This is a genomic window from Microbacterium sp. KRD172 (assembly GCF_017168295.1).
GTDB classification, from domain to species: Bacteria; Actinomycetota; Actinomycetes; order Actinomycetales; family Microbacteriaceae; genus Microbacterium; species Microbacterium profundi.
Map to the genome: position 1 here is coordinate 48,937 of NZ_JABFAS010000002.1, position 13,644 is coordinate 62,580.

Annotated in this window: 10 protein-coding genes; 8 read left to right on the forward strand and 2 right to left on the reverse strand. The window is 62.4% G+C overall.

The window, feature by feature from the left end; translation table 11 throughout:
- From J1M43_RS00310 to J1M43_RS00320, 3 genes are all read left to right on the forward strand, one after another.
- Positions 1–1,875 carry an iron ABC transporter permease gene (locus J1M43_RS00310; RefSeq protein WP_307823184.1) on the forward strand — a complete coding sequence of 625 codons (1,875 nt, stop codon included), beginning with the start codon at positions 1–3 and terminating at the stop codon, positions 1,873–1,875.
- Positions 1,872–2,909: a LacI family DNA-binding transcriptional regulator gene (locus tag J1M43_RS00315; RefSeq protein WP_206475322.1), complete on the forward strand. Its 1,038-nt coding sequence runs from the start codon at positions 1,872–1,874 to the stop codon at positions 2,907–2,909. The genes J1M43_RS00310 and J1M43_RS00315 overlap by 4 nt, the downstream gene beginning before the upstream one ends.
- A gap of 72 nt (positions 2,910–2,981) precedes the next feature.
- Positions 2,982–3,836, forward strand: a complete 855-nt coding sequence (locus J1M43_RS00320; protein ID WP_307823185.1) for a metallophosphoesterase — start codon at positions 2,982–2,984, stop codon at positions 3,834–3,836.
- Positions 3,837–3,919: 83 nt separating this feature from the next.
- Here the strand turns inward: J1M43_RS00320 and J1M43_RS00325 are convergent, their stop codons facing one another.
- Together J1M43_RS00325 and J1M43_RS00330 are read right to left on the reverse strand one after the other, a co-directional pair.
- On the reverse strand, positions 3,920–4,660 hold the full coding sequence (locus tag J1M43_RS00325; RefSeq protein ID WP_206475324.1) for a PIN domain-containing protein: 741 nt from the start codon (positions 4,658–4,660) through the stop codon (positions 3,920–3,922).
- On the reverse strand, positions 4,657–5,184 hold the full coding sequence (locus tag J1M43_RS00330; RefSeq protein ID WP_206475325.1) for a helix-turn-helix domain-containing protein: 528 nt from the start codon (positions 5,182–5,184) through the stop codon (positions 4,657–4,659). The genes J1M43_RS00325 and J1M43_RS00330 overlap by 4 nt, the downstream gene beginning before the upstream one ends.
- 295 nt (positions 5,185–5,479) lie before the next feature.
- On the opposite strand from J1M43_RS00330, the gene J1M43_RS00335 reads away from it, so the two are divergent.
- From J1M43_RS00335 to J1M43_RS00355, 5 genes are all read left to right on the forward strand, one after another.
- A complete protein-coding gene (locus J1M43_RS00335) occupies positions 5,480–6,328 on the forward strand; it encodes a hypothetical protein (protein ID WP_241245160.1) in 849 nt (282 codons plus the stop codon).
- 201 nt (positions 6,329–6,529) lie between these two features.
- On the forward strand, positions 6,530–7,948 hold the full coding sequence (locus tag J1M43_RS00340) for an ATP-binding protein (RefSeq protein WP_241245263.1): 1,419 nt from the start codon (positions 6,530–6,532) through the stop codon (positions 7,946–7,948).
- Positions 7,932–10,664 (forward strand): Z1 domain-containing protein, encoded by a 2,733-nt coding sequence (locus J1M43_RS00345; RefSeq protein ID WP_206475327.1) that lies wholly within the window; start codon positions 7,932–7,934, stop codon positions 10,662–10,664. Before J1M43_RS00340 ends, J1M43_RS00345 begins: the two co-directional genes overlap by 17 nt.
- Complete coding sequence (locus tag J1M43_RS00350; RefSeq protein WP_206475328.1) at positions 10,661–11,605, forward strand: PD-(D/E)XK motif protein; 945 nt, start codon at positions 10,661–10,663, stop codon at positions 11,603–11,605. Before J1M43_RS00345 ends, J1M43_RS00350 begins: the two co-directional genes overlap by 4 nt.
- Before the next feature lie 10 nt (positions 11,606–11,615).
- A complete protein-coding gene (locus J1M43_RS00355; RefSeq protein WP_206475330.1) occupies positions 11,616–13,562 on the forward strand; it encodes an AIPR family protein in 1,947 nt (648 codons plus the stop codon).
- Positions 13,563–13,644: the final 82 nt, after the last annotated feature.

The window sequence follows — 13,644 nt, forward strand, 5'->3', positions numbered from 1 at the left end:
ATGACAGATCCGACGAGTCCCGTCCCTTCGCCGTCTGCGGGGCTTCCCGGTGAGGCCGGGGCGCTGACCGGCGTGGCATCCGCTCTCCGCGGCGGCAAGACCGGCAGGAACGGGAGGGGCCGCAACGGCAGACCCGGCAGCATCCGTACGATGCTCCGTTCGCCCCTCGCCTGGGTGACCGTCATCGCCGTGATCTGGTTCGCCGCCGCGTTCCTCGTGCTGCCGAACGCCGCGCTGCTGGGAACGACGTTCTTCCCGGATGGGCAGTTCAGCATCCGTGCCATCGAGAAACTGCTCGGCAGCGAGCGCGCGCTGAAGACGCTCGGCAACAGCTTCCTCCTCGCGATCACGCTGTCCGTCACCGTCAACGTCGTCGGTGTGTTCATCGTGCTCGTCACGCAGTACTTCAAGATCCGCGGGGCGAAGCTGCTGTGGCTCGGGTACGCGACGACGCTCATCTACGGCGGCATCGTGCTCGCCGCCGGCTACAACTTCATCTACGGTCGGTTCGGGTTCATCACGAACCTGATGGTCAACTGGTGGCCGGAGATGAACCGCGACTGGTTCTCCGGCTTCTTCGCCGTCGCGTTCGTGATGACCTTCGCGACGACGACGAACCACATGCTGTTCCTGTCGTCGTCGCTCGGCAAGGTCGACTACGCGTCGATCGAGGCAGCCAAGCTCATGGGCGCCTCATCGTGGACGATCCTCCGCCGCATCGTGCTGCCGGTGATGAAGCCCATGCTGTTCGCCGTCACGGTGCTGACGTTCCTCATCGGGCTCGGCGCGCTGACCGCACCGCTCGTGCTCGGTGGCCCCGACTTCCAGACCGTCGCGCCGCTCATCATCGACCTCTCACGCAGCCCGGTGACGCGTGACATCGCCGCACTGCTCGCCATCGTGCTGGGGCTCGCGACCATCATCCTGCTGGCGATCATGAACCGCGCCGAGAAGTCGGGCGTGTACTTCTCGGTCGCGAAAGTGGCGACGCCGATCCAGAAGCAACAGATCAGCAATCCGTTCGCGAACCTCGTCGTGCACGTCATCGCGTACGCGCTGTGGGTGATCTACCTGATCCCGGTGGTGCTGATCGCGCTCTTCTCATTCGTCGATGCGCGCAGCATCCTCGCCGGCGCCATCACGCTCGACAGCTTCACGCTCGACAACTACATCACCGTGTTCAGCAGTGCGGAGGCGATCCGCCCCTTCATCGTCAGCGTCGTGTACAGCGCGCTCGCCTCGGTGATCGTCGTCGCCGGTCTGCTGTTCGTCGCGCGGGTGCTGCAGAAGCATCGGAACGTGCTCACGACGGCGATCGAGTACGTGCTGCACATCCCGTGGATCCTGCCGATCGTGCTCATCGCGCTCGCGCTGGTGATGACGTTCGACAAGCCGCAGGCGATCGTCGGCAACATCGTGCTGACCGGCACGCCGATCCTGCTGCTGATCGCGTACATCTGCGTGAAGATCCCGTTCACGCTGCGGCTGCTGAAGGCGGCGTTCGCGTCCGTACCGGATTCGCTGGAAGACGCCTCCCGCATCCTCGGTGCCGGGTCGCTGACGGCGTTCCGTCGAGTGCTGCTCCCGCTCGTGCTGCCCACCGCGGCCGCGATCACGGCGCTGAACTTCAACAGCCTGCTCGACGACTACGACGCGGCGATCTTCCTCTACCACCCGCTGTATCAGCCGCTCGGTGTGGCGATCCAGGAGAGCACGCGTGGCGAGAACAATCTCGACGCGATGCCGATCACATTCGTGTACACGGTGCTGTTGATGATCATCATGGGTGCCACGATGTATCTCGTGTATGGACGAGGATCGCGTGCGGGCTCTTCGAAGGCGACCTCGCCGCGTCGCCGTCGGGGGCGTGCATGAGCGGTGAGGATGCCGGTACCCCGGCGCTGCGCGTCACGATCAGCGATGTCGCGTCGGCGGCGGGAGTGTCGCGCGCGACCGCGACGCGTGCACTGAAGGGTGAGGGGCGATTCGCGTCTGACACCCGGGATCGCATTCTCGAGGCGGCCGAACGGCTCGGATACGTGCGCAACACGATGGCCGCGGAACTCGCTGCCGGGCGCACCGGCACGGTGGGCCTGATGCTGCGCGATGCGAGCAACCCCGCCTACGGTTTGCTGTTCTCTTGTCTGCAGGACGAGGCGCATCGGCGAGGACTCGACCTCGTGACCGTGACGATCAGTGCGGACGAGCAGGGCGCCAAGCAGGTGAACGCGCTGCATCGTCTTCTCGGGATGCGGGTGGCCGGGCTCATCGTGGCGACGGGTGGCATCACCGCCGCACAGCTCGCGCCGTTCGCGGATCAGGTGCCGATCGTTCGTGCCGGACGCGTGGAGGAGTCCGGTCGGATCCACTCCGCGCATTACGACGACCCGACGCACGGACGGATGCTGGCGGAGCATGTGCTATCCCTCGGTCACCGCAACGTCGTGGTGTTGACGGCCGCGCCGGAGGTGTCGTATCCCGAGCATCTGCGCGCGATGGCGATGCGCGAGACGCTCCTGGCCGCTGGAGCGCCGGTGACGGTGATCGCCGGTGGCCCTCGACCGGATGACGGCGTCGCCGAGGCGCTGGGCGCCGTGCGCGACGGCGCGACAGCGGTGATGTGCGCTTCGGACTACCGTCAGCTCGCGGTGATGCGGGCGGCGCGCGATGCAGGTCTGGATGTGCCGGGGGATGCGAGCATCACCGGCTGCGACGGCATCCTGCCCGGGGCCGATCTGCTGGGGCTGACGACCATCCGCATTCCCGTCGAGCAGGTCGCCGAAGCTGCCGTGGCGACCATGCAGACGCTGCTGAGCTCGGGGCCGGGGCCCGAGCCGGGGTCGGGTCCGATCCGGCAGGCGTTCGCCGGAGAGCTCGTCCCCGGAACCACGGCCGCGGCCTCCCGCTGACTTTCTGACCCTGTTCGTCGACCCGGAAGAGACATGATCCTCACCGAACACCCCCGTCCGTCGCATACCTTCGTGCACATCTCTGACACGCATCTGCCCGGAGAGCGGTCGCCGCTGTATGGCAGCGGCACGGATGCCGATTCGAACCTGTCGCTCATGCTCGACCGGCTGGTCGCTTCGGGGTTGAAGCCGGACGCACTGCTGATGACCGGGGACCTGACCGACCACGGGGATGCGTCGGCGTACCGGCGGTTGCGCGCCCTTGTGGAGCCCGCGGCCGCAGCGTTGCAGTGCGAAATCGTGTGGGCGGCGGGCAACCACGACGACCGCGCGACGATGCGGACGGCGCTGCTGGACGGTTCGGATGCCGTGGCCGATGACGCGCCGATCACCGAGGTGCGGTGGTTCGGCGACATGCGTGTGATCGTGCTCGACTCGTCTGTGCCCGGTGCGCACTGGGGCGAGCTGGACGACGCGCAGCTGTCATGGCTGGCTGCGGAGCTGTCCGTTGCGGCGCCGGCCGGGACGCTGCTGCTCACCCACCACCCACCGTTGCCGACGGTGCTGGATCTGGCGGTGACGGTGGAGCTGCGCGATCAGTCTCGGCTCGCTTCTGTTCTTCGCGGAACCGATGTGCGCGCGATTCTCTCGGGGCACGTGCATCACCCGTCGTTCGGCACGTTCGCCGGCATCCCGGTCGCGGTCGCGTCGTCGAGTGCGTACGGGCAGGATCTGGCGCAGCCGGTCGGTGCGACGCGAGGGCAGGATGCTGCGCAGGGGTACAACCTCGTTCACGTGTACGCCGAGACGATCGTGCACTCGGCGGTGTCGCTGCAGCACGGGAGGGACGTCGGTGAACCGGTCGCGGCGGGCGAGGCTGGCCGGCGGATCGCGGGGCGCGGGATCGGGTGGCGCGATGCCTACTGAGACGCACGGTGGGGCGGTGTGACGCACACATTCACCTAACGTGTCGGCGGGGTCGTGGAGTTCGGGGACGTGGGGTAAGTCGTTCAGACCTCGAGAAGTGTCCGCACCTCGGCGACCGAACGCCCGAAGACGAGGCGCGCGACGCGTGCGGCGAGTTCCGTTCTGACCTGCACGGCGGTCGCTCCGTGCGACATCCATCGAAGCATGGTGTCGGCGCGCCGCACCGCCCACGCCTTGCCCTGGTGCGTGAACTCGCACGCGATGTCAGCGTGCAGCGTAACTGCGGCACCGTAGTGCTGGATGGCGTCGATGCACTCGGAGGTCAGCAGCCGGGCGTCGATCTCGCGCTCGCGTCGGACGAGTTCGGCTCGGTACTTCTCCCGCGCGATCGGAGCGTACTCGCGTTCGATTTCTCGCCGGTTGGCGCGGGCACCCTGGGCGAGACGGTCGAAGAGCCAATCTGGGTCGAACGGCTCAACTGAGTCCGCAGGGAAGTCTTTCAAGTTGAACGTGACAAGCACCTCCGCACCACCACGAACCGCTGCAGCGACGACGTGTCGGTCCTTCTCATCATTCGTCATCGTTGAAACGAGATCGTCGTATCCCGTCACCATCGCGTCAGCAAAGTAGCGCTCCATCGTGGAGATGCGCTTTTCGACAAGGTGCGGATCCTCGCCGTTCGCGACCATGTTCCTCGACAGTTCAGCCATCACATCCTTCGACCACAGCGGCCGGAACAGACCGCGATCAGCGAGTTCGAGAATGAAGTCGTTGATCAGCGCCCCGTACAGGACATTCGTGTCGAAGAACGCAGGAAAGCTCACTCAGCGTCCAGCTCCTTCAACCGCTTCACGCTGTTCGGGTCTCCGATCCGGATCTTCGCGGCGGGGCTGGTCTGCTGCAGTTCCCGGAGTGCGACGCGACGTTCGGCGCGAAATCTTGCCTGGTACGAAACCAGATCTTCGAGCCGGACCCGCCGATGGCGACCAGGCTGCTCGAAGGGGATGTCACCGGCTTCCAAGAGGCGGACAAGCGTCGGGCGGCTGATCCCCAGGAAATCTGCTGCCTGCTGCGTCGTCATCGTCGCGCCTTGTGGAACGATCGTGATTCCTTCGCCCGCTGCGAGCGCATTCGTCACCTGGTCGAGGATACGGAAGATCTCATCCGGGATCGGGCGGTTGTTCCCGTGAGGGTCGACAAGTGCGGCCTTAGACGAGTTCTGTGCCAGATACCCTTCGAGCTCGCGCAACAACTCCGCAAAATCGAGAAGCTCACCGCGGCCCTCTGCCTCAGGGAGATAGGTCTGTGCCTTGCGTGCGCCGCGGGGCACATCAGTCGAGGTGCTCATACGCCCATGCTACTCCCGAATCGAAAAAATCGAAAGCAACTTCTTCACCCGTTGCGGCGGCCAGGAACGCCCCAATGCCACTTCGGCATCGACCTTTCGCCCGGCGGTCTCAGACCAATGTCTGACCCCTTCTCTATGGTCTGAAATAGCCGGTCCGCACGGACCAAGAGTTCTACCCGAACTCCCGACTCGCGCCCTGATCAGGGCACTATTCGGTGTGCGTGCGAATCGGCGTCCTACGGCATTCGTCGTGGGGCAGGCCGGTGCTTCACGCACACTCCACAAGGAGAATCACATGTCCGTACCCAACCCCGCAGCCCCTGCTCCGCAGCAGCTGCCGCCTCCGTTGCCTCCTTCCGATGCAGCAGCGCCCGCATCCGGCAAGAAGAACGTCGTCGCGCTGGTCGCGATGATCGTCGCCATCGTGGGATTCATCTTCGCGTGCATCCCCGGCGCGCTCATCGTCGGCTGGATCCTGCTGCCGATCGCGTTCGTGCTCAGCATCGTCTCGCTGTTCCTCAAGGGCGATCGCAAGTGGATGGGCGTCGTCGGCCTGATCGTGTCGATCGTCGGTACGATCGTCGGCTTCGTCGTCTTCTTCGCGGTGATCGCGAACGCGGCGAGCGAAGCTTTCAGCGATGAGTTCGGCGACACCGACACCACCGTCACCCAGCCCGTGGACGAAGAACCCGCAGCGGCAGATGAGGAAGAGCCGGCGGATGCCGCAGAACAGGGTACCCGTGAGAACCCGTACCCGCTCGCCTCGCAGATCAGCTCCGGCGACTGGACAGTCGTCGTGAACAGTCACACGCCCGACGGCGCTGCCGCTGTGGCCGACGGCAACATGTTCAACGACCCGGCACCGGCCGGATCGCACTACGAGATCGTGAACTACACGGTCACTTACACGGGTGACGAATCAGGCCTCGCAGTCGAGGTCAGCATCGACGTCGTCACCAGCGCCGGTAACGTCGTGAACAGCTATGACTCCCTGGTGTCGCTTGCCGACAGCATCGGAATGGACGAGCTCTACAACGGCGCATCCGCGACCGGCTCACAGGCGTTCCTCATTCCTGATGGCGAGACCGCACTGATCCGCGTGCGCCCGGGGATCCTGGCCGACGAGGTGTTCGTCCAGCCGTAGGGCCCCCCATGGCGGGCGCATGATTGCGCTCGCCATGTACCCGCGTCGCGAAGCGATGAAGCTCCGTCGACTCGATGCGCTGGCTTCAGACGGCGTGTACGCGTGCCCACGTCTATGGGGCTAGATTGAGGTCGAGGACAAGGAAGGCCACGGCGAGTGCGTCAAGAGACTCTGATCCCGGGAGTAGAGCTTCTGGAATCCATGCGATCGGTCGGTTACTCGTTCAATGCGGCCATCGCGGACATCGTAGACAACAGTATCGCTGCCGACGCGACGCGGATCGATATTTCCGCGGATGCCGTAGATGGAGAGTGGGTCTGCATCTACGATGACGGCACCGGGATGCGTCCCCCGCAGGCGCGCAATGCGCTCAAACTCGCCGGCACGCGAAACGTCGAGCGCGGGGCCCGCGATCTCGGACGATTCGGACTCGGGCTGAAGACCGCCTCGCTCTCTCAGGGGCGACGACTGACGGTCATCACCAAGCGCGACGGAGTCACGACCGGGTTGCAGTGGGACCTCGACTTCGTCCTGGAGACCGGTAGCTGGGCGATTCGCGTGCTCGACGCCGAAGACATTGCGGTTCTCCCTCGAAGTGAACTCATCGAGGGGGGCGAACACGGCACCCTCGTGATATGGGAATCGCTTGACTACCTTCTCGCGGGGGCGCACGACAAATCGAGCTGGATGAGCAACCGGCTTAGTGAGCTGCGGGACCACTTGGGTCTCGTGTTTCAGAGGTTCCTCGAAGGCCGCGGTGCACTCCGTCTCAGCGTCAACGGCATATTGGTCGCGCCGATCGACCCTTTCCTCGAAGGGAATCCGCGAACTCAGGTCGCACCGATCGAGAAGGTCTCCATCGACGGCCACGCGGTCGCCGTCGAAGCATTCACGCTGCCGCATTCGAGCTATCTCAACGCAAAGGAGCGAAAGCGCGAGGACCTAGGGACGCGAATGAGAGAGCACCAAGGGTTCTACGTGTACCGTAATCGGCGCCTTATCAGCGCAGGCGGCTGGTTCGGGTTGTCGAAGCAGGATGAGCTAAGCAAGCAGACTCGCGTACGCGTCGAGATACCACCGGAGCTCGATCACCACTGGCAACTTGACATCAAGAAGTCTCGGGTTGAGCCGCCGCAGGCCTTCCGCAGCCGGCTTCGGCAGATTATCGACCAGGTGAAGGCCAAGAGCACCCGGATTCATTCCTTCCGCGGTAGGCAAACAACTACCTCTGACTTCGCTTTCCTCTGGACACTCGTCGAGGACCGCCACGGGTTCCGCTATCAGGTGAACACTGATCACCCTTCAGTGCAGGCGATACGCGACAGCCTTCCCGCCGATCAAGTCAGTAGCCTCGAGAGTCTGCTCGCCGATCTCGCAGGAGGCATTCCCGCCACTGACATCTACGCACGCATGGCTGAGAACCAGCAGCGCGTAGTGCCTCCACTCGGCGATGATCAGATCCGTCTACGCCTACGAGCACTGCGCGACAACGGTGCGGCAACAACAGACGGCGACACGATGTCCGCTGCCCTGGTCAAGATCGAACCATTCAATGCTGTACCCAATCTACGAGACCTCGTCGACGAGGTGTGGAAGGAATCCGATGACGCTCAGCCCTGATGCCGCCAGACTTCGCGAGACCCTCGCCGTTCAGATCCGCCACGACCCCGGTCATACGATCGAGCTGAGCAGGCTGCGGGAACTCGCAGAGGTATTCACTCCCCTGATGTCGCTAGAACTGGCGGCCGGCGAGGTAGACACGGTCATCGATATCCTCATGGACCAGTACAACGTAGTGATGGCCGACGGATACGGCGTGATTGATAAGAGCAACTTCACTCCGTGGCTCGCCGAACGAAAACACGACGCGAATCTGCAACGATCGCACGCGTACAACGAGCTCCTCCTGCAACGCGGTTGGTCCGGCAACGTCATCGATGCCCTCGACCGGCAAACCGACCGCATAATGGACCTCACCGGCGATCCGGCTAAGACGGGAGAGTGGCAACGACGGGGGATCGCAATCGGCGAAGTCCAGTCGGGGAAGACTGCCACCTATATCAGCTTGCTGGCAAAGGCGATCGACTACGGATACAAGGTCCTTGTGGTCATCGGCGGACACACGGAGGACTTGCGTCGTCAAACGCAACGAAGGCTCGACTCCGATCTCACAGGGATCGATTCGTCGTATCTGGCCGATAATATCTCGAGCAATGACGTCGCACACGTCGGGATCGGCAAGATCGACAAGAAGCTCCCCCTGGCGATCAACGTGCTGACCACTACCCAATCGGACTTCAGCGCACGAAGCAAACGTGCAGGTCAGGTTGCCCTCGGAGCGGGAACGCCAACACTGTTCGTCGTCAAGAAGAACAAGACTGTGCTCAATAACCTCGCGCAGTATCTCGCCGTGGCAATGCCAAAGGGCGGGAATCAGCCGCCGTTGCTGCTTATCGACGATGAAGCTGATTGGGCGTCGATCAACACTAAGGACGAATCCAACGTCACGGCTGTGAACGCGGCGATCAGGAAATTGCTCGGCCAGTCAGCGAGAAACAGCTATGTAGGCATCACAGCGACCCCGTTTGCGAATATCTTCATTAACGATGAGATCGAGGAGGATCTCTTCCCCCGGGACTTCATCCAGGTGCTCGAGAGCCCGTCGAACTACCAGGGCGTCAATTCGTACTTCGTCCTCGACGAGAACCCTGCCCTCGTCGAGGACGTCGAAGACACGCTCGCCATCCTGCCGTATTCCCACAAAGCCGGCTCGCGAATCAAGGAGTTGCCGGGCTCGATCCAGAAGGCGATCGCAGCCTTCTACGTCGGGACGGCAATACGCCGAATACGCGACGGGGATGCGAAGCCTGCTTCGATGCTCATCAATGTCAGCAGATTCAAGATGGTGCAGGCCCAGGTCTTCGACCTCGCGCAGGCCTGGATCAAAGAGCTGTCGGACACGATTTTCAGTGAGTTCGGCACGTCTGAAACCTCACAGCTCAGCACACGATCACAACTTCTGCGGGATGCATACGATGACCTCTATCCGAACGTGGACGTCACATGGATGAGCGTTCGGACCGAGTTAATCGGGGTGGCCGACGAGCTTCGTGCCCAGCTCATCAACGGTGACACCAAGGCCGAGCGCGATCGATGGCTGAGCCATACCCCGCGTCGAGTCAAGGAGGCAGATGCACTTATTCCGACGGTTTACGTCGGCGGGGACGTGCTTGCGCGTGGACTAACGCTCGACGGCCTGCAGATCAGCTACTACGCGCGCAGGGCTGCCGCGGCGGACACCCTGCTCCAGATGGGCCGTTGGTTCGGATACCGGCCCGGATACGAAGACCTCGTGCGCCTATGGATCGATCCGGGAACTGCCGAGCTGTTCCGATGGACGGCAGAGCTCTCGCAAGAACTGCGCGACTCCCTTGCCGAGATGGAGGCCAAGGAGCTGACCCCGCAACAGTTCGGCTTGAAGATGCGTCGGCACCCGGAAGGATTCCTGATCGCGAGTGCCCGCAAGATGCAGCACGCCAAGCCATTCGAGGGTTCCATCTCACTCAACAGCAAGAAGTGGGAATCGCACAATCTGCCCAGCGCTCCGGCCGAACTTGCCAGCAATCTCGAAGCCGCGATCGACCTCTGTGCGGGCCTCGGAGAGACTCCGAACGCTAGAGGCGCGGAACCGCTTATATGGCGCGATGTCCACAGCGATATCGTGGTCGACTTCCTAACGCGCTTCAAAGCGCACCCGTCCGACCCGACTTTCGGGGCCGCACCGGGTCGGTTGAGCCCTCTCGTCGATGGCTTCTCTGACATAAAGGGCCACGAACGATGGGATGTCGCGTTCATGCAGGGAACGGGAGACCCCATCGACGTACCGGGACTTCCGCCGCTCAAGGCCAGCATCCGGAACAATCTCTACACAGAGCGCGACGAATTGCACTTCACGAACAGGCGAGTCGCGGCAGGAAACGATCTGTTCAAGACACTTCCGAGTGAGTCCCAGTCGCGCCTGCGTGACGAGCTGAGCGGCGGCCACACGGCAGAGCACGTGGTGCGCGGGGCAATGCAGCGCCCGCTACTGATGGTCTACACCGTAACTGGGAAGCCCGACGACTCCAAGCTGCTCGAGACAGGACGAAAGCCGTACGTTCCGAGCGACACCACACCCGTGACCGCTGTCATCGTCGTGCCGCCGAAGCTGACGGCCGAGGAAGAGATGGACGAGATCGCCAATGAACGCGGCATCAAATGGGTCATCAACGGCGTCTTTGCGCGACATGAGCTCGGCTGGCAGGAGGAAGACGATCTGGCGGGTGAAGAGGAATGACCTTCTCTGAGAAATTTGCCCTGGCCTTAGCCGGGATCAACCTCAAGGCGATCCCCCTGCATCACGACGTCTTGAGCGCATACGCTGTCAACGCAGGCGGCAAGCCAGCTCTTCTCGTGAAGGTTCCTCAAGATTTCGATCGCAGTATCAATGGGACTCGCGGCATCGACGTTCACGTCGATGCGCCCAATGTCGTGGATCGATTCATCTCGTTCCGATCGGAATCGACCGGAATGACGACGATGTTCGACGCCGTGGTCGACTCGCTACTGGGGTCCAGCAACTCGACTGCGAACGCCGGAGAGGCGATCGAACGTCTACTAGCGAACTTCGAACAGCTTCAGGCAATGTTCGCTTCTCGAGGTGGAATGCTCACCGAGGACTTGATCCGCGGTCTGTTCGCGGAGCTGCTCATGCTACTCGAGCTGCGTGCAGCCGGTTTCAGTGCGGATATCGCGGTGAATGCGTGGCAAGGTCCGTATCGGAGCGCGAAGGACTTCATTCTGCCAGGCGGGAAGTGTGTCGAAGTGAAGTCGCTTCGGCGCACGAACCACCACGTTAACATCGCCAACACAGACCAGCTGGATCCTCGTGATGAGGACCTACGGCTTGCCGTCGTTCGCCTCGAAAAAAGCGCCCACGGCGACGGGCGCGGCATTCTCGATCTGGTCCATGATGTGAAAGCGTGGGCAGCAGCGACGCCTTCGGCGCACATATCCTTCACTCAAGCACTCGATGCGCTCGACTTTGACGTCGAGGATCCGCGCTACGAGCAGTGGCGATTTCAGGCTAAGGACTGGGCTTGGTACAAGGTGCTGGAAGACTTTCCCCGAGTTCGACAGGTAGACGTTCCGCCCGCAGTGTCGAATGTGAGCTACAGACTCGATATCGATCAGATCAAGAGCTTTGAGTCGAAACCATTCTGGACCGAGCAGGACTGAGGGAGCAAAGTTGCCGGACTTCGTTGAAGAGTTCACGAACGCGATCACGATCCGGGCTGAAGGTAACGCGGCCTTCAGGCTGGAAGCCTTCGGTGAAGAAGTGAAGGAGCGACTTGAAACTGCCGAAGTGGTGCAAGACCTGACGATCATGCCGTTGCAGTGCGTCGGCCGCAATAGGGCTGCCCTCCGACTTCTTGGATACGCGGAGGACACCGCTGACAGCTCACTGGTCGTCCTGTGCTCAACATTTTACGATGATGCAGGAAAGACACTGACGACGACTGATGCGCGTGCGTCGTTTAAGGCCGGGACTGGGTTCATCGAGCAGTCGGTCGACGGTTATCTGGTAGACAACCTCGAAATAAGCTCCGCGGAGGCCGAGCATGCAAGGTTCTTCCGTGACATCCTGGGGCGCGATCCGCGCAACTCGCTCGAGAAGATCGTGAAACTAAAGTTCATCCTCGTCACGGATGGCGTGATGAGCGGCCGCATTCGCTCATTTGAAAGTGACTACGTCGCCGGCTTACCTGCGTCCTATGCAATCTGGGATCTGGGGCGCTTCGAGGATCTTGCACTATCGGCAACCGGACAGGACGATTACGACGTCGACATAACCCGATGGATGCCGGACGGTCTCCCCTGCCTACCAGCTGCATCCACGGACGCGTCGATGAAGTCGTATCTAGCGGTCATCCCTGGCCGGCTTCTTGCCGAGGTGTTCGACGAGCATGGAAGTCAGTTGCTCGAGTCGAACGTTCGGACGTTCCTCAGCGCGCGAGGAAAAGTCAATCGTGGCATACAGCGGACTCTCGCCAACGAGCCCGAGAAGTTCTTGGCATACAACAACGGCCTGACCACGACGGCTACCGGCGTCGAAATCAACCACACGCCGGCGGGACCGAAGATCGTGTCCCTCCATAACTGGCAGATCGTGAACGGCGGTCAGACGACGGCCTCACTAGCGCACTTCATTCGCACCGCACGCGGCGCCGACATCGACACGGTCTATGTTCCCATGAAGCTCGTGACGGTTGAGGCGGACGACTCCGCTGACATCGTCTCAGCGATCTCCCGCTACGCCAACAGCCAGAATTCTGTGAACGAGGCCGACCTGTTCTCGAACAGCCCATTCCACGTGCGGCTCGAGCAAATCAGTCGACGTCTTCTCGCACCCGCACGCGAAGGCGAGAATCACCAGTCGAAGTGGTTCTACGAGCGAGCTCGTGGACAATGGGAGAACCAGCGCAACGCTGGGCCGGCTTCGCACGTTCAACGCTTCGATCGTGAGTATCCGAAGAAGCAACGGATCACGAAAACAGACTGGGCCAAATACGCGTTTAGCTGGAGCAAACGGCCTCACGAGGTGAGCCGCGGCGCACAGAGCAACTTTATGGCTTTCGCCAAGCTTGCATCGGAGATGTGGGAGAACGACGAGAGTCAGTTCGGCGACGCATACTTCCGCACTGGCGTCGCCAAGGCGATCATGTATTCCGATACGCGGGCCGCCGTCATGGCATCCGATTGGTACAACACCGGATATCTGGCGAACATCGTCACGTATGCAGTGGCTCGATTTGCGCTCGAGCTGGAGCTGCGTTTTCCGGGACGGAGGTACGACTTCGAACAGGTCTGGAAACGGCAGGGTCTCTCTTCTTCCAGCCGAGATTCTCTCGCCGGCGTGGCCGAAGCGATGCACACGCTGTTGACAGACCCGACCCGCCCACAAGCGAACGTCACCCAGTGGGCGAAACAGGAAGAAGCTTGGAAACGCGCGCAACGGGTTCCTGTGCGTCTGGCAGACGGGGTCGAGAATGACCTGATCGATGCGTCCGAGATTCGATCGCGACAGGTGTCTGCAAAGCGAGAACGGCAGATCGATTCCGGACTCGAAGTAGTCACCCGTGTGATGAAGTGTTTAGCCGAGCTGTTCGGTAGCGGGTGTGGGTCGAACCGGTAGTGCGGGCGCGGGGATCTGGTAGCGCCCGCGCCCGCACTGCGGTCACTCGGCCGGGACGAGCCCGGTGACGTGGCGGCGCATG